A 21,140-nucleotide genomic window follows, 5' to 3' on the forward strand; every position below is an offset into this window, starting at 1 on the left:
CCCGGATTAACGAAAAGCCATATAGAAAACATGAGTCGCGAAATTCATCATTTCAGCAGAAAACCATTCAATTAAAATAAATATACTGGCGAAAACCGCCAGCATCTTTAAACCAAAGGGTAATGTTTGCTCCTGGATTTGCATTACCGTTTGGAAAAGTCCGACAATAATGCCCACAATGGTGGCACAAGCAATAGGGACCGCCGTTAGTTTTAATACAAGGATAAGAGCAGAGTTGCCAATAAATAAAATATTACTCATGACGTCATCAGATCGGCATATTGTGCGATCATTCCCTTAGTGAGTAGACTCCAGCCATTCATGGAAACAAACAGGATCAGTTTAATGGGAATTGAGATGGTCACCGGGCTCATCATCATCATCCCCAACGCCAGCAAGATGCTGGATACCACCATATCAATGACGACAAATGGAACATAAAGGTAAAAGGCAATTTTAAAGGCGCTTTGAATTTCACTAAGCGCGTATGCGGGCATAAGCGTAATCAGAGAAAGAGAACGTAATTCATGCTCTTCAACTTCGGGGATTGTTTCTCCTGTTTTTTGCTGCTGTACCTGATTGAAAAAACGGATCAGTTCATGGTCGGAATAATGTACAAGGTAATCCCGATAACTTCCCAACCCCTGATCCATCAGCTGATTGATGGAGGCGCTGTTATTGAAATCAATATGATGAGATTCTATATAGCCCGATACCTTCTGACATACTGGCATCATCACAAAAGCGGTTAAGATGAGCGCAATGCCGTTCAGCGTTAATGTTGATGGAACTTGTTGTATCCCTAGGGCATTACGGACCATTACCATTACGATGGAAAACTTAATAAAACAGGTTCCACCTGCGATAAGAAAAGGCAGTAATGTGAAAAAGGAGAGTAGCGCAATTAAAGAAATATCATTGCTCAACATCGGAACAGCCCGTTTCATCCACTGAACCAGGGGTAACCTGATTGATTTCTACGGCAAATGAGCCGTCCTCCAATGCGACAAGCTCACCACAGGCAAATAGTTTTCGATTGAGGTAAATTTTTATTTTCTTTTCTGCTGCGGGTTTCAGCGGTAAAGCAACGCCTGGTGTGATCTCTTCCAACTCTGCCAAAGTGACAGTATATTTATCCAGCACAAACTCTATATCGACAGGCAGCTTGGTCCAGTCAAGCAGCACCTCTTCCTCTTCCCGATAAGTTTCACGATTATTTATCAACTGATTTTCCACGGTAATCTCACTTTCTCCATCGTAAATTAAACTAAATATTTGACGTTGCCCGATGCTCAAATGCGGGGCGTAGTGACTGATACGTAAAAGATCGCCCACGGCAATATTGATAAGGGAGGATAGCGGCAACTGGCTTCGCCCCAGCACATAATGCAATGCAAACGGTATCTGCGACGGTGTCACCACCGTTTTAAGGATGGCTGAAGCGTCGGCAGGCCAATCAAGACACAGCAGCGGGCAAGGCTTAGAGTAAAGCGACAGCAATTTTTCCGGCAGCGTCTTGGCAGGCAAACTGATGTGCTCACTCTCCCACATCACGTCCTCTACCACGAAGCTGAGCTGGATGCTGTTCAACCAGCGAACCAGATAACTCAGTGGAACCTGCAGCCATGGAATACCCGGTAGACGATGATCAATGGCTTGTAGCCAGATATCGATATTTAGATAGGCTTCTGCTTCTCTCCCCTGGCTATCGATAAAGAGCACGTACAGGTAACGCGTATCAGGTAGTACCTCTATTACCTCGCTCCCCGGATGCCGACGCTGTAAAAAGTCCAACTTCCTATCGTCACGCTCTTTCAGGCGTAGATTGCCGTATAAACTCATTCTTGTTCATCTTCCTGGGGTTCACGCTTCCGATTTTGCTGCTCACGTTCCTCCCTGTCCTGGCGGGGTTGAACAATATCAGGCGTATATCCAGCCAGGCTCCCTGCCTGTTTGGTAAGCGCATCGGCCGCTCGTGGATCGGAGGGATGCAGGATAATATTTCCCGCGCCTCTGGTTTCTGGAGATACTGATACCTTAACCGAATGATCCCCAGACCAGCTTTGAAACCGGTATTTGAGATCCATAGACTGGTTTACGGCATCGGCCTTACCGACTGAAATTGTTGATGTTCTTCCTGGCATATGCTTGTGCAATGCTTCAGAGGGAACCTGAACTTTTTCTCCACGCGTAGACGTGTCACTTCGCTGTGAGATTGCAATATCGACAGGTATCATCTCAGCGGTTTTAGCTGACTGACGGCGTTCCTTATCCGATTGCAACGTCAGCGGCGAATTACCGGCCATAACGAGTTCGGCATCGGACAGGATCGCCTTCTCTTTAGCTGCCAGGCCGGTTACATTGGTATCCGGTTCGCCGCTTTGTTTTGGAGAAGCAACCTTGTTGCTATCGGTCAATTTCAGTTCATTAACCCCAGCCTGTTGCCCCCTTTTTTTTATTTCAGCGCTTATGGCCTGTTGCAGCTCGTGCATCGAAGACACGGCGGTACTGGCAGGTGCTAAAATTGATCCCCGACGCGACCGATCGTTAAATACCCATTGATGAAGCTCATTGCTTTGCAGACTCTTCTGCACGCCAACGTTTTTGTTATGCGCCATATCGGTCGAGACGGCTCCTCCACCATAAACGTTACTGGTACTCAACAGATATTGAATATGAGATAAATGCGCTGCCTCACTTTCAATGTCGGCAGGTGACTCTTCTTCTCCTTTGCTTTGAGCAACACGATCTAAAAAATCTTCTTCTACCGGCGAGAGATCAACGTCAGCGACGATATTTATCGATGCTTCAGAAATTTCTTTTACCATAACCGACTATCTCCTGGATCTCATTTTCGGCATTGTTATCTCTACGACGTAGGCGATCACGCCGCAACTGCTGTAAATAAAATGTGAGTTTGCAGTGCCTCTTATCCAGCATATTCTTTGCAATACGCAAATTCTGGACTTCCTGCTGATGAGTCTCTTTATCGCCCTCAAGCTCAGTTATTTTCTGAATAATCGTCTGCAGTTGGGTCAATAAAGTACCTTGCTTTCTTATCCCTTTATAAATATCGCCCCTTTGAAGCAATCCAGAAGGGGTTAATAGCTTTATCTTTTGGTTGATACAGGCATTTTCATTTTGAAGCCGTATGATTTCCGCTCTGATTTTAGTTAGCTGCCCCTCTGTGCGGACAATATCGCCACGGAGGATCTCCTGATTACGCTCAATCATGCGTACAAACTCGCGGCCCTTACGCCAGGCATCCATTCAAACTTTCCAGGCAAGTCTGCATATCAGCTTGCTCGACCATCTGAATAGACCCGGATTTCGTAGACACTTTTTTGCCTCATAATGGAGGCTCAATGAAGGAGTGTTTATGTCAGCCAAAAATTTCACTGAAGAATTCAAAATTGAAGCCGTAAAACAGATTAACGAGCAGGGATACCCTGTTTCTGAGGTTGCGGCACGACTCGGTGTTTCTACCAACAGCCTTTACGCGTGGATTAAGCGTTACCAAAAACCTGAACCACAGCGAAAGCAGGACGATGCCCTTCAGCACGAAGTAAAGCGCCTCAGGCAAGAACTTAAGCGGGTGACTGAGGAGCGAGATATTTTAAAAAAGGCCGCCGCGTACTTTGCAAGAACGTCAGGCTGAAGTACGCCTTCATTAAAAAAATGTCGTCCTTTTATGCTGTACGCCGGTTGTGTCTGGTTCTTGGCCTCCATTACAGCGGTTATTACCAGTGGCTAAAGCGACCTCAATCTTTGCGTGCCAGGCAAGATGATCGCCAAACAGGTCTCATTAAGCAACTGTGGCTTGAAAGTGGTACGGTTTATGGTTATCGAAAAATCTGGCTCGATATGAAAGACTTGGGTGAACGAGCCGGGCGTAACAGGATCGCGCGCCTAATGAGGCTTGCAGAGTTGGCTTCTCAAACCGGATACCGGAAACGACGCTATTGCGGCGGCGGAAAGCCTTCAGTTGCCAGCCCTAATTACCTTGAACGCCAGTTCATTGTTCCTACCCCAAATACTCATTGGGTGAGTGACATGACCTATATAAGAACGCATGAGGGTTGGTTGTATCTGGCCGTTGTTCTCGACCTCTTCTCGCGCCGGGTTATCGGCTGGAGTATGGGGGGACGAATGACAGCAGAGTTGGTGATGGACGCCTTGTTGATGGCGGTGTGGCGACGCAAACCAGCGGCAGAAGTACTAATCCATTCGGATCAGGGGTCTCAATATACGAGCGAAAGATGTCAGCACTTTATGACAGCTCACAATTTAAAAAGCAGCATGAGTCGTCGTGGTAATTGCCATGATAACGCGGTGGCAGAAAGCTTTTTCCAGTTGCTAAAACGAGAACGCATAAAGAAACGGATCTATAAAAATAGAGAAGAAGCAAAGGCTGATATCTTCGATTATGTAGAGATGTTTTATAATGCTAAACGTCGGCATAGCGCCTGTGAAGATCAACCCCCTGCAGTTTATGAAAGTGCCTGGTTCATGAGGCACGGAACCGTCTAGGAAACCCGGGTCTATTCAATCTTTGCGGGTGATTTCCGCTGCAACACGCGCCCCTAGTTTAGCAACGGCATCATTCTCCAGAGTACGGCGTACTTCCTTTTGCCCTTTCTTTTTACGCGCTCCTGGAATGATTTTTCCATCAGTACTTTTACGGTCTTCTATCCGTTCAGTCAGGTACAGCTCAACCAACCCTTCAACTGTCAGCACTGCTGCTTTCGGTTTTTGGCTCTCTTCTAATAATCGTTGCTTCTCATCTTTCAGCTCAGACGCCGGACAGCGCCCTTCACTTCTGATTAGTTTGAGTTCTTGCAACTTCATGCGTGCCATTGCGAGCGAGGTTTGCGGGAAGCTTCCAATTTTTACCTGTGACAGCTTACTGGTCACTGGGCTAGTATAGCGGTAGAAAAAGGTCTTGATACCCGAAGCGCCGCAAGTGACACGTAAGCCCCGGTTTTCGCCAGTATCGGCTTTGTTTTTGTCCGTGGGCTTCATCATTTCGATAGCTTTGGATGACAAAGGTTTTCCTGCTGGTTTATCCGTCATATAAGATCCGTTTTATGGCTAACCACTTGACTTAATTAGGCTAAAATCCAGCCTTTCTTACCAAGTGTAGGTTGTGCGTTTAATGATTAAAATTATACCATAACCTACATAACAACCTACACTTTGACCTACATTTACAAGTGGGATTTAGTGATTATTCGTGAGACAACGTGATACTTAATGAGAACAATAAAAATCACAATTTACTTTAAATTCAATGGAATAAAAAATTTATGTCGCTGAATGACAATACAAACTTGAGTTCACACACCCCAATGATGCAGCAGTACCTGCGCCTTAAGGCAGAACACCCTGAGATCCTCCTATTTTACCGGATGGGTGACTTCTACGAGCTGTTTTATGATGATGCTAAGCGCGCCTCTCAGCTGCTGGAGATCTCCTTAACCAAACGCGGATCTTCAGCTGGCGAACCTATCCCAATGGCAGGGGTGCCCTACCACGCGGTGGAGAACTACCTGGCAAAACTGGTGCATCTGGGTGAATCGGTGGCTATCTGCGAGCAGATTGGTGATCCGGCATTGAGTAAAGGGCCGGTCGAGCGCAAGGTCGTACGTATCGTCACTCCCGGCACGATCAGCGATGAAGCGCTACTGAATGAACGCCAGGATAATCTGCTGGCAGCAATCTGGCAAAGCACGCGCGGCTTTGGCTACGCCACGCTGGATATCAGCTCTGGGCGCTTCCGTCTGGCTGAACCTACCGATCGGGAAACGATGGCTGCCGAACTGCAACGCACCAATCCGGCAGAACTGCTTTATCCGGAAGACTTCGCCGCGATGGATCTGATTGAGAACCGCCGTGGTCTGCGCCGCCGCGCGCTGTGGGAATATGAGCTGGATACCGCCCGCCAGCAGCTGAACCTACAGTTCGCCACGCGCGATCTCAGCGGCTTCGGCGTGGAGCAGGCGCATCATGCCCTGCGTGCCGCTGGCTGTCTGCTGCAGTACGTTAAGGATACGCAACGCACCTCGTTACCCCATATCCGTTCGCTGACCATTGAGCGCCAGCAGGACGGCATCATTATGGATGCCGCCACCCGCCGTAATCTTGAGATTACGCAGAACCTCGCCGGAGGCAGTGACAATACTCTGGCTTCTGTGCTGGACAAAACCGTGACGCCAATGGGCAGCCGTATGCTCAAGCGCTGGCTGCATATGCCGTTGCGTAATGCGCAAACGATCGCCCTGCGCCAGCAAAGTATCCGGACGCTCCAGGATTTGAATGACAGCCTGCCTCCACTGCTGCGCCAGGTCGGCGATTTGGAGCGCATTCTGGCACGTCTTGCGTTGCGCACCGCACGCCCACGCGACCTGGCTCGAATGCGTCACGCCTTCCAGCAGCTGCCGCAGCTGAATAACGAGCTGGCCGACAGCGATAACGCACACCTGCAAACTTTGCGTAGCCAGATGGGGGAATTTACCGAGCTGCGCGAGCTGCTGGAGCACGCCATTGTAGAAACGCCGCCGGTGCTGGTTCGTGACGGAGGCGTGATCGCCCCCGGCTATAACCAGGAGCTGGATGAATGGCGAGCGCTGGCCGACGGGGCCACTGATTATCTCGACCGCCTGGAGATCCGCGAACGAGAAAAACTGGGGCTGGATACGCTAAAAGTGGGCTTTAACGGTGTTCACGGCTACTACATTCAGGTCAGCCGCGGTCAGAGCCACCTGGTCCCCATTCATTACGTGCGCCGTCAGACGCTGAAAAATGCAGAGCGCTACATTATTCCCGAGCTGAAAGAGTACGAAGATAAGGTCCTGACGTCTAAAGGCAAGGCGCTTTCTCTGGAAAAAGCGTTGTACGAACAGCTCTTTGATAGGTTGCTTCCTCATTTGGCCGCGTTGCAGGACAGTGCCGCAGCCCTGGCAGAGTTGGACGTTTTAACTAATCTTGCTGAACGTGCATGGACACTTAACTACAGCTGTCCAACGCTGAGCGATAAACCCGGTATCAAACTCACCGGTGGCCGTCATCCGGTGGTCGAGCAGGTGCTGAAAGATCCGTTTATCGCAAACCCCCTCTCTTTATCACCGCAACGCCGTATGCTGGTGGTCACCGGCCCTAATATGGGCGGAAAAAGCACCTATATGCGTCAGGCCGCCCTGATTACCCTGATGGCCCATATTGGTAGCTTCGTTCCCGCTGAGCAGGCAATTATCGGCCCTATCGACCGGATTTTCACCCGCGTAGGCGCAGCGGACGATCTTGCCTCCGGCCGTTCAACCTTTATGGTGGAAATGACCGAGACCGCCAATATCCTGCACAATGCCACCGAGTACAGCCTGGTGCTGATGGACGAGATTGGCCGTGGCACCTCCACCTATGATGGCCTGTCGCTGGCCTGGGCCTGTGCAGAAAGCCTGGCAAACCGTATCAAAGCCATGACGCTGTTTGCCACCCACTATTTTGAACTCACCACTCTGCCGGAGCAGATTGAAGGCGTGGCCAACGTGCATCTGGATGCCGTTGAGCATGGCGATACCATCGCCTTTATGCACAGCGTGCAGGAGGGGGCCGCCAGTAAGAGCTACGGACTGGCCGTAGCCGCGCTGGCCGGAGTACCAAAAGACGTGATCAAGCGGGCTCGCCAGAAACTGAAAGAGCTGGAAGCCCTGTCCGGTAGTGCGGCCAGCACCAGGGCCGATGGCTCCCAGCTGCCGCTGCTGGTTGAGGAGACATCGCCAGCGGTCGAGGCTCTTGAAGCGTTGGATCCAGATTCTCTGTCTCCCCGCCAGGCGCTGGAGTGGATCTATCGTCTTAAGTCGCTGGTGTGATATGCATTGCGTAGTTCGGTCTAACGATGGGCGAGTAAGGGATCTCGCCCCCTGATATTTTGTAAAAGCTGCTGATAGCGTTGCGGCTGCGACAGTGATAAGCATAAGGCCCCACCCACCAGAGCCCCCCTGCCGGTGTGTCTGTCGCATAACAGAGCGCAAACGGCAGATGACGGGCGTTTCCAGCGGGAAAAAACCATAAAAAAAGCGGTGACCGTAGTCACCGCCTTGCGCATTACTTATCTTGCGGACCGTTATTTTTCCACGCCGTTATTCACGAAAAAGCGCTTCAATACTCAGCCCCTGCCCCTGCAATATTTCTCGCAGACGACGCAGACCTTCGACCTGGATCTGACGAACACGCTCGCGGGTCAGGCCAATTTCACGACCCACATCTTCCAGCGTGGCCGCTTCATAGCCCAACAGGCCGAAACGACGTGCCAGTACTTCGCGCTGCTTGGCGTTCAGTTCGAACAGCCATTTAACGATGCTTTGCTTCATATCATCGTCTTGGGTGGTATCTTCCGGGCCGTTATCTTTTTCGTCGGCCAGGATATCCAACAGCGCTTTTTCAGAATCCCCGCCCAGTGGCGTATCAACCGAGGTAATGCGTTCGTTGAGGCGCAGCATCCGGCTTACGTCATCAACTGGCTTATCAAGCTTTTCAGCAATCTCTTCCGCGCTAGGCTCGTGATCGAGCTTGTGCGAAAGTTCACGCGCGGTACGCAGATAAACATTCAGCTCTTTTACGATATGGATAGGCAAACGGATGGTACGGGTTTGATTCATAATTGCCCGTTCGATCGTCTGACGTATCCACCAGGTGGCGTAGGTAGAGAAACGGAACCCTCTTTCGGGATCAAACTTCTCTACCGCACGGATCAGGCCGAGGTTACCTTCCTCAATCAGATCCAGCAGGGCCAGACCACGATTGCTGTAACGACGGGCGATCTTAACCACAAGGCGTAAGTTGCTTTCGATCATGCGACGACGTGAAGGCACGTCGCCACGTAGTGCACGGCGGGCGAAGAAGACTTCTTCCTCCGCCGTAAGCAGTGGAGAGTAACCAATCTCTCCTAAGTAGAGCTGTGTTGCATCCAGTACGCGCTGCGTTGCGCCCTGAGATAACAGATCTTCTTCAGCTAAATCGTTATCACCGGGTTCATTTCCGACAAGGGCCTTCTCATCAAAAACCTCAGCTCCGTTTTCGTCGAATTCCGCGTCTTCATTTAACTCATTAACTTTCAGCGTATTCTGGCTCATAAGCGGCTCCTACCCGTGATCCCAGGGCAGAACAGCTAAGGTTCTGCCGGATTATCGTTGCGGCAAATAGCGCAACGGGTTTACGGATTTCCCCTTGTAACGAATTTCAAAGTGTAATCTAACAGAACTTGTGCCGGTACTGCCCATCGTGGCGATCTTCTGGCCCGCTTTCACTTCTTGTTGTTCACGGACCAACATTGTGTCGTTATGGGCATAAGCACTCAGATAGTCATCATTATGTTTGATGATAATCAAATTACCGTAACCGCGTAGAGCGTTACCGGCGTAAACCACACGCCCTGAAGCGGTGGAAACAACGGATTGCCCGTGCGATCCTGCGATATCAATACCTTTATTGCCACCTTCGGTAGCAGAGAAGTTATCGATTACCTTACCGTCGGTGGGCCAACGCCAGCTTCCCACTGGGGTAGCGCTGTCAGTTGTGCTACTAACGGTCGGAACGGCAACCGGAACTGTCGTCGTTGCAACAGTTTTACCGGATGAAGGCAGCATTTTGCCTCCACTTGTTGTATCTGAATCTTCAGAATACGTAATTACCGGTTGGTGTGCAACAGTTGCCGTTTTAGTCTGAATTTCAGATGAAGGGGGGGTCACACCGCTGGCCGTTGCGTCAGCTGCCGTCACCGCATTGCCTCCGGTGATAGGCGTACCGGTGCCGTTAGCGACCTGCAACTGCTGGCCCACGTTGAGGCCGTAGGGCGCAGCGACATTATTGCGCTGTGCCAAATCACGGAAATCGTTCCCGGTAATCCAGGCAATGTAGAATAAAGTATCGCCGCGTTTGACGGTATAGGTGTCTCCACCGTAACTACCTTTCGGAATATTCCCATAACTTCGGTTATAAATTATACGACCATTTTCAGTTGCCACGTTCTGCGGCTGGCTGGATACGGGGGAAGTTGTAGCACTCTTCAACGCGGGTGGCCGCGCCGGGCGAATGATATTGCCATTGTTATTGTCCCCGGTATTGCCGACGGTGGCCGGATTACCGCTCATCATACCTGAATCACTTCCGCCAACCGAGCTGATAGGGGCCTGGTTATCGTTACCGCTGGAACAACCTGCCAGCCAGAATCCTACCAGTGAAACAGCCGCCATACGTCGCAGTTTAAAGACCGGGCTTCCCATGCTTATTTACTCCCCCATTTCGGCAATACTTTAATAAATAATGATTAAATTGACCGCAGCGACATGGCCGCGCAACATAACGAGATACTAACAATATCAATAAGCGCGTGCCACGACACAGTTGTGTACAAATAATCCTGAGCGCCGATGTCAGGCAAGATCGCCTTTAACCAGCGGTACAAAACGTACCGGCTCAATCGTATCGACAATAAATTCATCTGCTGTGCGGCGAATACGTTGTAATACCTGCTGATCTTCTCCTACCGGCAAGACCATCACCCCGCCGTCATCAAGCTGTGACATCAGCGCATCAGGAATGTTCGGCGGCGCGGCGGTGACGATAATAGCGTCATATGGCCCGCGTGCCGGCCAGCCAAGCCAACCATCACCATGTCGGGTCGAAACGTTGTGCAGGTCGAGCTGTTTCAACCGGCGTTTGGCCTGCCACTGCAGCCCTTTAATACGCTCAACAGAACAGACATGCCCGACCAGGTGCGCCAGGATCGCCGTTTGATAGCCGGAGCCAGTACCAATTTCCAACACGCGCGATGTTGGCGTCAGTGCCAGTAGCGACGTCATTTTTGCCACCATGTAAGGCTGGGATATGGTTTGCCCGCAGCCGATCGGCAGCGCGGTATTTTCCCAGGCTTTATGCTCAAAGGCTTCATCAATAAAGCGCTCACGTGGCACATCACCAATCGCTTTTAGCAGACGCTCGTCATCAATACCCTGCAGGCGCAACTGCGCCAGCAATGTCTCAATCCGTCCGCTCACCATTCTCTGGTGACCTCTGCGCTCGCCAGCCATGAGGAGACAACCTGCTGCGCGGCATGGGCGGTCAGGTCGACGTGTAGCGCCGTCACCGAGACGTAACCTTCATCAACGGCGGCAAAATCGGTATCGGGCCCGGCATCCAGCTTTTCACCGGGAGGGCCTATCCAGTACAGCGTGTTCCCGCGCGGGTCCTGCTGCGCAATCGCCTGACTGCTGGGATGGCGGCTGCCGCAGCGGGTCACACGGATGCCTTTAATCTGATCCAGCGGCAGATCCGGCACGTTGATATTAAGGATACGGCCGGTGCGTAACGGCTCGCGCAGTAGCGCCTTCAGGATTGAGCAGGTCACTGCCGCCGCAGTGTCATAGTGCTGATATCCATCGAGTGAAACCGCCAGCGCCGGCAGGCCAAGATGTCGACCTTCCATCGCTGCCGCTACGGTTCCGGAGTAGATCACATCGTCACCAAGATTAGGACCGGCGTTAATTCCGGAGACCACGATATCCGGCATCGGGCGCATCAGTGCGTTGACGCCAAGATAAACACAGTCAGTGGGGGTGCCCATCTGCACCGCGATGTCGCCGTTGGGGTAATTGAAGGTACGCAGAGGCGTTTCCAGCGTCAGTGAGTTTGAGGCTCCGCTGCGGTTGCGATCGGGAGCAACAACCTGGACCTCAGCGAATTCTCGCAGTGACTTTGCCAGCGTTTGTATGCCTGGCGCATGAATACCGTCGTCATTACTCAGCAATATGCGCATCTGATACCTGACTTGTTAAATTAAGTACACCACCGTAATAACCACAGGAACGTCCTGACATGATAGATCTCCTGTTTACCCTGTACGGAACGCCTTTATGCGCTCCGTCGCGTGGTCTGATTGGCATATTTTAGCCGGATGATGAGATGAGTGGTAGGTGTAAATATCCGGATGATAGCAAGAAGCCTGGGGCCGGCCTTGCTTACCCGTCATCAGGTTTGCCCGCCTCTACGGGAGGCAAATACAACGGACTTTCCGCAGATACGCCGCGTAACGTAAGCAGGATCCGGCATCAGAACAGACGGGGTTTGACTTTCAAATTGACGTGAAAACGGCGGCAGAGCCTGCTAATGAATCCAGTCTCTGCCGAAAGGCGGCTACTCGTCAGCCTCGTTGGAACTGCTCTGTGTCACTATCAGCTCTCGTACCACGCTGGTGGCAAAACTGCCGGCCGGCAGCCAGAAGCTCATCTCCAGCGTGGCGTCATCCGCCCAGCGCCAGCGCAGCTCACGCGGTATCACCAGCATCGCACGGCGGGCAGCATCAACCCGCTCACGCTCCATCAAGGCGATAAGCGCACCTTCATGCGCCAGGCTTTGCTGCTCGAAGGACAGCGCGTCGTCACGCGTCCCCCATTCGCCGCTGCCGGGCAGCGGCGCGGTGATGCGCAGCTCATTGTTGTCCACCCGCTGTTGCAGGCTGTCCATTTCAGCGGTTTCCGCAACAAACCAGCTGCCGCGCCCGGTGAGCTGTAGCGCATCGCCCGCCAACACCCGGCACAGGGAACCCTGCTGCGCCAGACGATCGCTCACCACCTGATTGAACATCGCGCTACGCGCAGCTGACAGAATAAAACTGCGTTTACTGCGCTCGCGCACGCGAATTTCATCCGCCGCCCAGCGCTGCGCCAGCTTCAGGTTATTGCCATCATGGCCGAAACGCTGGCTGCCAAAATAGTTCGGCACCCCGACAGCGGTAATCAGCTGCAGGCGCTGCTCCACCGCGTCACGATCTGAGACCTGGCGCAAAACCAAAGTAAAGGCATTACCCTGTAGTGCGCCGATGCGTAATTTGCGCCGATGGCGGGCGCTTTCCAGCACCTCAACGCCTTCCAGCTGAAAGGCGTTGAGATCCGGCGTCACTTTGCCCGGCAAACGCAGACAGAACCACTGCTCGGTAACGGCGTGTCTGTCTTTCATGCCGGCAAAGCTGACGTCACGCGCCGGAATACCAGCAAATTTCGCCAGCGCCTCGGCAACAAAACGCGTGTTGCAGCCCTGCTTACGCACGCGCACCAGCAGCTGTTCGCCATCGCCATCCGGGGAGTAGCCGAGATCTTCAATGACCACGAAATCTTCAGGGGTACTTTTGAGTACGCCGCTGGCAGTGGGTTGGCCGTGCAGCCAGCCCTGACGGGTTAGATCCATTCTTCAGGCCTTAATCAATAACGCTACGGCTTCACAGGCGATGCCTTCGCCGCGCCCGGTAAAACCGAGCTTTTCGGTGGTGGTCGCCTTCACGTTGACCTCGTCCATATGAATACCCAGATCTTCGGCGATATTGATGCGCATCTGCGGCGCATGCGGCAGCATTTTCGGTGCCTGTGCGATAATCGTCACGTCAACGTTGCCCACGCGGTAGCCTTTCTGCGCGATCTGGCGCAACGCTTCGCGCAGCAGTTCGCGGCTGTCGGCCCCTTTGTAAGCCTCATCGGTATCCGGGAACAGTTTGCCGATATCGCCCAACGCCGCCGCGCCGAGCAGGGCATCGGTCAGGGCATGCAGCGCCACGTCGCCATCAGAGTGGGCCAGTAAACCTTTTTCATAGGGGATGCGCACGCCGCCAATAATGAGCGGGCCTTCTCCGCCGAAAGCGTGTACATCAAAACCGTGACCAATACGCATTCTGCGCTCCTGATTAACGTTGTCTTTGGGTCAGATAAAATTGTGCCAGCGCCAGATCTTCCGGCCGCGTGACCTTCAGGTTGTCGCTGCGTCCGTTGACCAATTCGGGATGATAGCCGCAGTATTCCAGCGCCGAGGCCTCATCGGTAATGGTTGCACCTTCACTCAGCGCGCGCTGTAGGCAGTGGCGCAGCAGGGCTAACGGAAACAGCTGGGGCGTCAACGCGTGCCACAGGGCCTCACGTTCAACGGTATGATCGATATCGCAGCGTCCGGCATTGGCACGCTTCATGGTATCGCGCACCGGCGCAGCCAGAATGCCGCCGACCTCACTGCTGGCAGTCAAAGCCAGCAGGCGGGCCAGGTCATCAGGATGGAGGCAGGGACGGGCGGCATCATGCACCAACGCCCACCGGGCGGACGGCGCTGCCTGCAGCCCCGCAAGCACCGAGTCGGCACGCTGGGCACCGCCGGTCACCGTGGTGATACGCTTATCCCCGGCTATCGGCAGCTGATGAAAACAGGCGTCTTGTGGGCTAAGGGCCACCACCACCCGCTTAACCGCCGGATGTGCCAGCAGCGCATTCAGACTGTGTTCCAGAATGGTTTTACCGCAGAGAGTGAGATACTGCTTAGGGCAGGCGGACTGCATACGGCTGCCAATGCCCGCTGCGGGCACTACGGCAATCACGTCCGGTAAAGAATTGGCATTATTCATGTGGTGATTACTGGCTGGCTGGCCGTCCCTGCTGCGCGTTGCGCCTGTTTTGATCCGGCACAAGGCGATAGAAAGTCTCTCCGGGTTTAATCATACCCAGCTCGTTGCGCGCGCGCTCTTCGATCGCCTCTGAACCGCCGTTTAAATCATCAATTTCAGCAAACAGCCGATCGTTACGCGCTTTAAGCTTGGCGTTATTGCCCTGCTGCGATGCAACATCTTCGTCAACACGCGTATAGTCATGAATGCCGTTCTTGCCCAGCCAGAGCGAATATTGCAGCCAGCCGAGAAGCACAAGTAACAGCAGCGTAAGTTTTCCCATCCCCGCCCCCTGCAAAACGGCCCAATCATCCCATAACTTTTAACGTTACTCCACTCCGACGATAAAATTGCACGTCAATGAAGAAAAAAGTCGAGATAACGCGTTAAAAAGCAGCATAGCGTCGCCAGTTATGCAGACGGGTACGCAAAGTTTTGTCACTCATCGACGTGTTTGTACATCAGAGAAGAGAGTATTACCAGCCCGTCAACAGGCTGAACAGCAGCCAGAACAGGGATATCGTGAACAGCGTGGTGACCAGCGCAATCCAAATCACATGCCCGTGCAGCAGCGCGCTGGTGATCACACCCACCACGACCGATATGGGTAATAGCGCCAGGAAGAAAGGCCAGGTGTAGAGAAAAAAGAAGAAAAGCGTACCGGAGCCGTACATCATTAGCGGGATCGCCAGCGCTATCCACCAGGCAATAAAGCCCATCACGCCACCGGGGAGAGACCATGAGTTCTCTTTTCGCTGCCGCTCGTTTTTATCGACCTGTACAGGAGTCACGTTTTGCATAGATATCCCGTTGAAACTCAGGCAGGGAACGTTCACGTTGCCCTGCCTGCGCATCGCCCTTTAACGGGCGTTTGCCAAAATTATCTTAGGGTTTGATAATATCCTGCTGACGTAACAGATCTAATAGTTGACGGGTCAAATGTGTTACCAATTGTTCGCCATCAAGGTGAATATCGGCGTGCAAAGGCACCTGATATTCCGCATCAATCCCGGTAAAGTTACGCAGCTCTCCCGCCCGTGCCTTTTTATACAGCCCCTTTGGGTCGCGCGCTTCACAAATGGCCAGCGGCGTATCAACGAACACTTCGATAAAGCGCCCCTCCCCCAGCATATCGCGCACCATCTGACGCTCAGCACGATGGGGGGAGATAAACGCGGTGAGAACCACAAGTCCAGCGTCCACCATCAGGCGCGCCACTTCACCTACCCGGCGGATATTCTCTTTGCGATCGTCATCACTGAAGCCAAGATCGCGGCACAGGCCGTGGCGCACGTTGTCGCCGTCAAGCAGATAGCTGCTGACGCCAAGCTGGTGCAGCGCCTGCTCCAGCGCGCCGGCAACGGTAGACTTACCGGACCCTGACAGCCCGGTAAACCACAGCACGGCCCCCCGATGCCCCTGTAGATGCTCACGCGCTTCGCGGGTTACCGGATGCGCGTGCCACACCACGTTTTCATCATGCTGCGCCATCTTATTTACCGCCCAACAGATCGCGCGCGTTCCAGTGTGGGAAATGACGGCGAACCAGCGCATTCAGCTCCAGTTCAAAAGCACTGAAATCTGTGCTGCCGGCGGCGGTCTCTTCTGCCAGCGGCTGGCGGATCATCCCGGCCCCCACGGTGACGTTACTCAGACGATCGATAAAGATCATCCCGCCGGTGACGGGGTTCTGTTGATAGCTGTCAAGAACCATTGGCTCATCAAAGACGATATCGACCAGACCTATCGCGTTCAGCGGCAGTTCAGCGATGGAATGTTGCGTCAGGCTGTTGATTTCAACCTGATGCTGGATGCCCTTAACCCGCGCACGGGTTTTCTTACCGGCGATTTTCACATCGAAACTCTGCCCCGGTGCCAGCGGTTGTTCCGCCATCCATACCACGTCAACCGTCGCGGCACGAACCGGAGTCAGTTCTGCACTGGCGTCCACCAGCAGGTCACCACGGCTGATATCGATCTCATCTTTCAGCACCAGGGTGATCGCTTCCCCGGCGGCAGCCTGTTGCAGATCGCCGTCAAAGGTGACAATACGCGCAATGCTCGACTCAACGCCAGACGGCAGCACTTTCACCCGCTGCCCAACCTGCACGCTGCCGGATGCCAGCGTTCCCGCATAGCCACGGAAATCCAGGTTGGGGCGGTTAACATATTGTACCGGGAAGCGCATCGGCTGCTGCTCGACCACGCGCTGTACCTCAACGGTTTCCAGCACGTCCAGCAGCGTTGGGCCGCTGTACCAGCCCATATGGCCACTCGGTGCGGCAACGTTTTCGCCTTCCAGCGCCGACAGCGGCACAAAGCGAATATCCAGATTGCCCGGCAGCTGCGTGGCAAAATCGAGATAATCCTGTTTGATCTGCTCAAAGGTCGCCTGGCTGTAGTCCACCAGATCCATTTTGTTGATCGCCACCACCAGGTGTTTTATGCCCAGCAGCGTTGAGATAAAGCTGTGACGACGGGTTTGATCGAGCACGCCTTTGCGCGCATCGATCAGCAGGATCGCCAGGTCGCAGGTTGAGGCCCCGGTGGCCATATTGCGCGTGTACTGCTCGTGTCCGGGCGTGTCGGCGATAATAAATTTGCGCTTTTCGGTAGAGAAATAGCGGTACGCCACGTCGATGGTAATGCCCTGCTCGCGCTCGGCCTGTAAACCGTCGACCAGCAGCGCCAGGTCCAGCTTTTCTCCCTGGGTGCCGTGGCGCTTGCTGTCGTTGTGTAACGAAGAGAGCTGATCTTCATAAATCTGGCGCGTATCGTGCAGCAGTCGGCCAATCAGAGTACTTTTGCCGTCGTCGACGCTGCCACAGGTGAGAAAACGCAGCAGGCTTTTATGCTGCTGGGCGTGCAGCCAGGCTTCAACCCCGCCCTGATCGGCAATCTGTTGTGCAATAATGTTGTTCATGGCGGCTCCTTAGAAATAACCCTGGCGTTTCTTCAGCTCCATCGAGCCGGCCTGATCGCGGTCTATCATTCGCCCCTGGCGCTCGCTGGTGGTGGAGACCAGCATCTCTTCGATAATGCCCGGCAGCGTTTGTGCTTCCGACTCCACCGCACCGGTGAGCGGCCAGCAGCCGAGGGTGCGGAAGCGCACCATGCGTTGTTCAATCACTTCGCCAGGCTGCAGATTGATACGGTCATCATCAATCATCATCAGCATGCCGTCACGCTCCAGCACCGGGCGCGGTGCGGCCAGGTACAGCGGCACGATCTCGATATTTTCAAGGAAAATGTACTGCCAGATATCCAGCTCGGTCCAGTTGGAGAGCGGGAATACGCGGATGCTTTCGCCTTTGTTCACCTGGCCGTTGTAGTTGTGCCACAGCTCCGGGCGCTGGTTTTTCGGGTCCCAGCGGTGGAAACGGTCGCGGAAAGAGTAGATGCGCTCTTTGGCACGGGATTTTTCTTCGTCGCGACGCGCGCCGCCGAAGGCCGCATCAAAGCCGTACTTGTCCAGCGCCTGCTTCAGCCCTTCGGTTTTCATGATGTCGGTATGCTTGGCGCTGCCGTGCACGAAGGGGTTAATCCCCATTGCCAGGCCTTCCGGGTTGCGGTGAACCAACAGCTCTGCGCCAATGTTCTTGACCATGCGGTCGCGGAATTCATACATTTCGCGGAATTTCCAGCCGGTATCAACATGCAGCAGCGGGAAAGGCAACGTGCCCGGATAGAAGGCTTTACGCGCCAGGTGCAGCATCACCGATGAATCTTTGCCAATGGAGTACATCATCACCGGATTGGCGAACTCTGCCGCCACTTCGCGGATAATATGGATACTTTCCGCCTCCAGCTGACGCAGGTGAGTGAGTCGTTGTTGATCCATAATTTTTCCTCAAGCCAAATTCACAACGGGGGACTGTCGTCCGTCCTGCTGCGCTGAATGTTGATACCACGCCAGCTGCTGATGCAGATTGACCACTTCGCCAATCACCAACAGCGCCGGGGTTGGAGCATTTTTTGCCAGTTCTCCCAGCTGTTCGAGCGTGCCGGTCAGTACCTGCTGATCCTGACGCGTGCCGCGTCCGATCACCGCTACGGGGGTGGCCGGATCGCGCCCGTGCGTCATTAACTTATTGGCGATATCACCCGCAGCCATCGCCCCCATGTAAATCGCCAGCGTCTGACGTGCACGCGCCAGCGATGGCCAGTCGGTGCCGTTACCATCAGTACGGCACTGGCCGGTGACAAACAGCACGCTTTGGGCATAGTCGCGATGGGTCAGAGGAATACCGGCGTAAGCACTGGCACCGGCAGCCGCCGTCACGCCGGGCACCACCTGGAAAGGAATGCCCGCCGCCGCCGCCGCCTGTAGCTCTTCACCGCCACGGCCAAAGATAAACGGATCGCCGCCCTTCAGCCGCACCACGCGCTTGCCCTGCTGCGCCAGCTCCACCAGCATGCGGTTAATCTCCTCCTGCGGCACGCTGTGGGCGTTAGCCCGTTTGCCGACGCAGATACGGTCGGCATCGCGCCGCACTAAATCCAGAATTTCATCACTCACCAGATAGTCATACAGCACCACGTCCGCCAGCTGCATCACCTGGAGTCCGCGCAGAGTGAGTAGTCCGCTGTCTCCTGGACCGGCACCGACAAGGATAATTTCTCCCTGGGGCGCTTCCACATCGGTTAGCTGACTGTCGAGCGTGCGTTTGGCTCCATCCACATTGCCTGAGGCCACCTGACTGGCGAACAGTCCGTTAAAGGCTTTGTCCCAGAAGCGGCGGCGATCGGACATCATTGAGAAGCGAGCTTTGACCTTGTCGCGCCACTGCCCGGCGATCTGCGCCATCTGGCCGAGATTTGCAGGCAGCAGCGCCTCCAGCTTTTCGCGCAGCAGGCGCGCCAGCACGGGCGCGGTGCCGCTGGAGGAGATCGCCACCACCAGCGGAGATCGGTCAACAATAGAAGGGAAGATAAACGAGCATTTGGGCTGGTCATCAACCACGTTGGCCAGCAGATGCCGAGCGGTGGCATCCTGAAAAACCTGCCCGTTGAGTTCAGCGTTATCGGTAGCGGCAATCACCAGAAAGACCTGGTCGAGCTGCTCTGGACAGTAAGCGGTGGCCAGCCATTCAACGCTGTGACTCGCGGCCAGAGCGGCGAGCTCTTCGCACAGTTCGCGTGAAACGATCTGTACACGTGCTCCGGCACGGCGCAGGAGTTCGATTTTGCGTGCAGCCACGTCGCCGCCGCCCACCACCAGCACCGGCTTGTGTCTGATATCAGCAAAAAGAGGGAGATAATCCACGCGAACCTTCTTAATCACATAAGCTTGAAAGGGACTATACGTGTCCGGCTAAAGGGTTATGAAATTACTAATTGGAATGAGTAGTTACCGAATGGAATAACGTATTGGTAAAGCAGCGAACAAATTGTGCTTAACAAATGATATTGTTGGCGTTTAGTCGACGGTCAGGCAGGCATAACGCCCCGGAACCAGCGCCGCTGATTGAAAATTTTTCCTGATGGGCCGCAGCCCATGCCCTGGTCGTGTCTGCCGGAGCGTACGATCCCTAGGTGATGACACCGGCGATGACCGCCCGCTACCTGTAAACGTCTGGAGTCGTTATGTATCTTGTTTTTCTGAGCTATACCCGTCCAATGGAAGAGGTTAACGGCCTGTTGGAGCCGCATATCGCGTGGATTGACCGCTATTTCGCCAGCGGAGACTTTATCAGCGCCGGGCGTAAAGATCCGCGCACGGGCGGCATGATCATGGTGAAGGAGATGGATCGCCCAAGGCTGGATGCCATCCTGGCGGAAGACCCTTTTCAGACGGTGGCGGAGTATGACGTCACTAAAGTGAACATCACCCGCTCTGCCGATGCGTTTTCGGCATTGACCGGGATCTAGCCGGTCGTGGGGAAATGGGCAGGCGGGCCGCTATTTCAGCCCCCTGCCGGCGTTGCTTTATTCGTGCAGGCCGCATTCGCGCTTCAGGCCGAAGAAGCGGGTCTCTTCTTCTGCCATGCCCGGCTCCCATTTACGCGTGGTATGGGTATCGCCGACCGACAGATAGCCCTGCTCCCACAGCGGATGGTAGCTCAGACCATGCTGTTGCAAATACTGGTAAACCTGGCGGTTATCCCAGTCAATAATCGGCAGCAGTTTGAAAATGCCTTTTTTAACGGCCAGCACCGGAAGATGCGCGCGGCTACCGGACTGGTCGCGGCGCAAACCGGCAAACCACGTCTGGCCCTGCAACGTTTCCAGCGCGCGGTTCATCGGCTCCACCTTATTGATCTGATTGTAGCGCTCAATCCCTTCCACGCCCTGCTCCCATAGCTTGCCGTAGCGCGCTTCCTGCCACGCCGGGCTTTGTTCAGCGCGGAACACCTGGAGGTTGAGATCGAGCTTTTCCGTCAGCTGGTCGATAAACCGGTACGTTTCCGGGAACAGGTAGCCTGTATCGGTGAGGATCACCGGGATATCTGGCTTCTGGCGCGTTACCAGATGCAGGCTCACCGCCGCCTGAATACCAAAGCTGGAGGTCAATACCGCCTGGCCTGGCAAATTTTCCAGCCCCCAGAGAACCCGATCCTCGGCGGAAAGCTTATCCAGCCTGTTGTTAATTTCGGCGAGCGCCATCACGCGCTCAACCTTAGGGAGTTGATTCAGTTCAGAGAGTTCGAGAAGCGCCATCTTATGC

22 protein-coding genes and 1 pseudogene are annotated in these 21,140 nt (G+C 54.0%); 3 read left to right on the forward strand and 20 right to left on the reverse strand.

Annotation, left to right across the window (positions count from 1 at the left end):
* Positions 1 to 6: 6 nt before the first annotated feature.
* From sctS to ETA_RS14645, 5 genes are read right to left on the reverse strand one after another with little or no spacing between them, the layout of a single operon-like run.
* The gene (gene sctS, locus ETA_RS14625) at positions 7 to 261 is read right to left on the reverse strand and encodes a type III secretion system export apparatus subunit SctS (protein WP_012442393.1); all 255 of its coding nucleotides are present in this window, start codon (positions 259 to 261) and stop codon (positions 7 to 9) included.
* Entirely contained in the window at positions 258 to 926 is a 669-nt protein-coding gene (locus tag ETA_RS14630) for an EscR/YscR/HrcR family type III secretion system export apparatus protein (RefSeq protein ID WP_407919834.1), read from the reverse strand. Before ETA_RS14630 ends, sctS begins: the two co-directional genes overlap by 4 nt.
* Positions 916 to 1,842 (reverse strand): FliM/FliN family flagellar motor switch protein, encoded by a 927-nt coding sequence (locus ETA_RS14635; RefSeq protein ID WP_012442395.1) that lies wholly within the window; start codon positions 1,840 to 1,842, stop codon positions 916 to 918. Before ETA_RS14635 ends, ETA_RS14630 begins: the two co-directional genes overlap by 11 nt.
* Entirely contained in the window at positions 1,839 to 2,828 is a 990-nt protein-coding gene (locus ETA_RS14640) for a SpaN/EivJ family type III secretion system needle length determinant (RefSeq protein WP_042959099.1), read from the reverse strand. Before ETA_RS14640 ends, ETA_RS14635 begins: the two co-directional genes overlap by 4 nt.
* Positions 2,809 to 3,270, reverse strand: a complete 462-nt coding sequence (locus ETA_RS14645) for a hypothetical protein (RefSeq protein ID WP_042959102.1) — start codon at positions 3,268 to 3,270, stop codon at positions 2,809 to 2,811. The genes ETA_RS14640 and ETA_RS14645 overlap by 20 nt, the downstream gene beginning before the upstream one ends.
* A gap of 109 nt (positions 3,271 to 3,379) precedes the next feature.
* On the opposite strand from ETA_RS14645, the gene ETA_RS14655 reads away from it, so the two are divergent.
* A protein-coding gene (locus ETA_RS14655; RefSeq protein WP_157861812.1) for an IS3 family transposase occupies positions 3,380 to 4,530 on the forward strand; the annotation gives its coding sequence in 2 pieces (ribosomal slippage) (positions 3,380 to 3,617 and positions 3,617 to 4,530; 1,152 coding nt in all).
* An 18-nt stretch (positions 4,531 to 4,548) separates the two neighbouring features.
* Here ETA_RS14655 and ETA_RS14660 read toward each other — a convergent pair.
* Positions 4,549 to 5,073, reverse strand: a pseudogene (locus tag ETA_RS14660) (integrase arm-type DNA-binding domain-containing protein); the annotation flags it as partial.
* Positions 5,074 to 5,306: 233 nt separating this feature from the next.
* Here ETA_RS14660 and mutS point away from each other — a divergent pair.
* Complete coding sequence (mutS, locus tag ETA_RS14665) at positions 5,307 to 7,868, forward strand: DNA mismatch repair protein MutS (RefSeq protein WP_012442398.1); 2,562 nt, start codon at positions 5,307 to 5,309, stop codon at positions 7,866 to 7,868.
* Positions 7,869 to 8,138: 270 nt separating this feature from the next.
* Here mutS and rpoS read toward each other — a convergent pair whose 3' ends face one another.
* From rpoS to cysG, 13 genes are all read right to left on the reverse strand, one after another.
* Positions 8,139 to 9,131, reverse strand: a complete 993-nt coding sequence (rpoS, locus tag ETA_RS14670; protein ID WP_012442399.1) for an RNA polymerase sigma factor RpoS — start codon at positions 9,129 to 9,131, stop codon at positions 8,139 to 8,141.
* Positions 9,132 to 9,182: 51 nt separating this feature from the next.
* Complete coding sequence (gene nlpD / locus ETA_RS14675) at positions 9,183 to 10,280, reverse strand: murein hydrolase activator NlpD (RefSeq protein WP_012442400.1); 1,098 nt, start codon at positions 10,278 to 10,280, stop codon at positions 9,183 to 9,185.
* A 150-nt stretch (positions 10,281 to 10,430) separates the two neighbouring features.
* Positions 10,431 to 11,057 (reverse strand): protein-L-isoaspartate(D-aspartate) O-methyltransferase, encoded by a 627-nt coding sequence (locus tag ETA_RS14680; RefSeq protein WP_012442401.1) that lies wholly within the window; start codon positions 11,055 to 11,057, stop codon positions 10,431 to 10,433.
* Positions 11,051 to 11,812: a 5'/3'-nucleotidase SurE gene (surE, locus tag ETA_RS14685; RefSeq protein WP_012442402.1), complete on the reverse strand. Its 762-nt coding sequence runs from the start codon at positions 11,810 to 11,812 to the stop codon at positions 11,051 to 11,053. Before surE ends, ETA_RS14680 begins: the two co-directional genes overlap by 7 nt.
* Positions 11,813 to 12,189: 377 nt before the next feature.
* Positions 12,190 to 13,239 (reverse strand): tRNA pseudouridine(13) synthase TruD, encoded by a 1,050-nt coding sequence (truD, locus tag ETA_RS14690; RefSeq protein WP_012442403.1) that lies wholly within the window; start codon positions 13,237 to 13,239, stop codon positions 12,190 to 12,192.
* Between the two features lie 3 nt (positions 13,240 to 13,242).
* Positions 13,243 to 13,716, reverse strand: coding sequence for a 2-C-methyl-D-erythritol 2,4-cyclodiphosphate synthase (gene ispF, locus ETA_RS14695; RefSeq protein WP_004155832.1), 474 nt, complete (start codon positions 13,714 to 13,716; stop codon positions 13,243 to 13,245).
* Positions 13,717 to 13,729: 13 nt separating this feature from the next.
* On the reverse strand, positions 13,730 to 14,434 hold the full coding sequence (gene ispD, locus ETA_RS14700) for a 2-C-methyl-D-erythritol 4-phosphate cytidylyltransferase (protein ID WP_012442404.1): 705 nt from the start codon (positions 14,432 to 14,434) through the stop codon (positions 13,730 to 13,732).
* Between the two features lie 7 nt (positions 14,435 to 14,441).
* Complete coding sequence (gene ftsB, locus ETA_RS14705) at positions 14,442 to 14,756, reverse strand: cell division protein FtsB (protein ID WP_012442405.1); 315 nt, start codon at positions 14,754 to 14,756, stop codon at positions 14,442 to 14,444.
* Between the two features lie 193 nt (positions 14,757 to 14,949).
* Entirely contained in the window at positions 14,950 to 15,273 is a 324-nt protein-coding gene (locus ETA_RS14710) for a DUF3561 family protein (RefSeq protein WP_012442406.1), read from the reverse strand.
* Between the two features lie 85 nt (positions 15,274 to 15,358).
* Complete coding sequence (cysC, locus tag ETA_RS14715) at positions 15,359 to 15,964, reverse strand: adenylyl-sulfate kinase (RefSeq protein ID WP_012442407.1); 606 nt, start codon at positions 15,962 to 15,964, stop codon at positions 15,359 to 15,361.
* 1 nt (position 15,965) lies between these two features.
* Positions 15,966 to 17,396, reverse strand: coding sequence for a sulfate adenylyltransferase subunit CysN (cysN, locus tag ETA_RS14720; RefSeq protein ID WP_012442408.1), 1,431 nt, complete (start codon positions 17,394 to 17,396; stop codon positions 15,966 to 15,968).
* Positions 17,397 to 17,405: 9 nt separating this feature from the next.
* Positions 17,406 to 18,314, reverse strand: coding sequence for a sulfate adenylyltransferase subunit CysD (cysD, locus tag ETA_RS14725; protein WP_012442409.1), 909 nt, complete (start codon positions 18,312 to 18,314; stop codon positions 17,406 to 17,408).
* A gap of 9 nt (positions 18,315 to 18,323) precedes the next feature.
* On the reverse strand, positions 18,324 to 19,739 hold the full coding sequence (gene cysG / locus ETA_RS14730) for a siroheme synthase CysG (RefSeq protein WP_012442410.1): 1,416 nt from the start codon (positions 19,737 to 19,739) through the stop codon (positions 18,324 to 18,326).
* A gap of 320 nt (positions 19,740 to 20,059) precedes the next feature.
* Between cysG and ETA_RS14735 the strand changes: the two genes are divergently transcribed.
* On the forward strand, positions 20,060 to 20,344 hold the full coding sequence (locus ETA_RS14735) for a YciI family protein (protein ID WP_012442411.1): 285 nt from the start codon (positions 20,060 to 20,062) through the stop codon (positions 20,342 to 20,344).
* Between the two features lie 57 nt (positions 20,345 to 20,401).
* On the opposite strand, the gene ETA_RS14740 is transcribed toward ETA_RS14735, so the two are convergent.
* Complete coding sequence (locus ETA_RS14740) at positions 20,402 to 21,133, reverse strand: phosphoadenylyl-sulfate reductase (protein ID WP_012442412.1); 732 nt, start codon at positions 21,131 to 21,133, stop codon at positions 20,402 to 20,404.
* Positions 21,134 to 21,140: the final 7 nt, after the last annotated feature.

It is taken from the genome of Erwinia tasmaniensis Et1/99, from assembly GCF_000026185.1.
In the GTDB taxonomy this organism is placed as follows: domain Bacteria; phylum Pseudomonadota; class Gammaproteobacteria; order Enterobacterales; family Enterobacteriaceae; genus Erwinia; species Erwinia tasmaniensis.

Excerpts from the sequence above, each read along its gene's own strand:
- ETA_RS14740 (WP_012442412.1), bottom strand. The coding sequence starts at position 21,133 with ATGGCGCTTCTCGAACTCTCTGAACTGAATCAACTCCCTAAGGTTGAG.
- ETA_RS14680 (WP_012442401.1), bottom strand. The coding sequence starts at position 11,057 with ATGGTGAGCGGACGGATTGAGACATTGCTGGCGCAGTTGCGCCTGCAG.
- surE (WP_012442402.1), bottom strand. The coding sequence starts at position 11,812 with ATGCGCATATTGCTGAGTAATGACGACGGTATTCATGCGCCAGGCATA.
- ftsB (WP_012442405.1), bottom strand. The coding sequence starts at position 14,756 with ATGGGAAAACTTACGCTGCTGTTACTTGTGCTTCTCGGCTGGCTGCAA.
- cysC (WP_012442407.1), bottom strand. The coding sequence starts at position 15,964 with ATGGCGCAGCATGATGAAAACGTGGTGTGGCACGCGCATCCGGTAACC.
- ETA_RS14710 (WP_012442406.1), bottom strand. The coding sequence starts at position 15,273 with ATGCAAAACGTGACTCCTGTACAGGTCGATAAAAACGAGCGGCAGCGA.
- truD (WP_012442403.1), bottom strand. The coding sequence starts at position 13,239 with ATGGATCTAACCCGTCAGGGCTGGCTGCACGGCCAACCCACTGCCAGC.
- cysN (WP_012442408.1), bottom strand. The coding sequence starts at position 17,396 with ATGAACAACATTATTGCACAACAGATTGCCGATCAGGGCGGGGTTGAA.
- ispD (WP_012442404.1), bottom strand. The coding sequence starts at position 14,434 with ATGAATAATGCCAATTCTTTACCGGACGTGATTGCCGTAGTGCCCGCA.
- ETA_RS14635 (WP_012442395.1), bottom strand. The coding sequence starts at position 1,842 with ATGAGTTTATACGGCAATCTACGCCTGAAAGAGCGTGACGATAGGAAG.
- nlpD (WP_012442400.1), bottom strand. The coding sequence starts at position 10,280 with ATGGGAAGCCCGGTCTTTAAACTGCGACGTATGGCGGCTGTTTCACTG.
- ETA_RS14645 (WP_042959102.1), bottom strand. The coding sequence starts at position 3,270 with ATGGATGCCTGGCGTAAGGGCCGCGAGTTTGTACGCATGATTGAGCGT.
- rpoS (WP_012442399.1), bottom strand. The coding sequence starts at position 9,131 with ATGAGCCAGAATACGCTGAAAGTTAATGAGTTAAATGAAGACGCGGAA.
- cysD (WP_012442409.1), bottom strand. The coding sequence starts at position 18,314 with ATGGATCAACAACGACTCACTCACCTGCGTCAGCTGGAGGCGGAAAGT.
- ispF (WP_004155832.1), bottom strand. The coding sequence starts at position 13,716 with ATGCGTATTGGTCACGGTTTTGATGTACACGCTTTCGGCGGAGAAGGC.
- ETA_RS14735 (WP_012442411.1), top strand. The coding sequence starts at position 20,060 with ATGTATCTTGTTTTTCTGAGCTATACCCGTCCAATGGAAGAGGTTAAC.
- mutS (WP_012442398.1), top strand. The coding sequence starts at position 5,307 with ATGTCGCTGAATGACAATACAAACTTGAGTTCACACACCCCAATGATG.
- ETA_RS14640 (WP_042959099.1), bottom strand. The coding sequence starts at position 2,828 with ATGGTAAAAGAAATTTCTGAAGCATCGATAAATATCGTCGCTGACGTT.
- sctS (WP_012442393.1), bottom strand. The coding sequence starts at position 261 with ATGAGTAATATTTTATTTATTGGCAACTCTGCTCTTATCCTTGTATTA.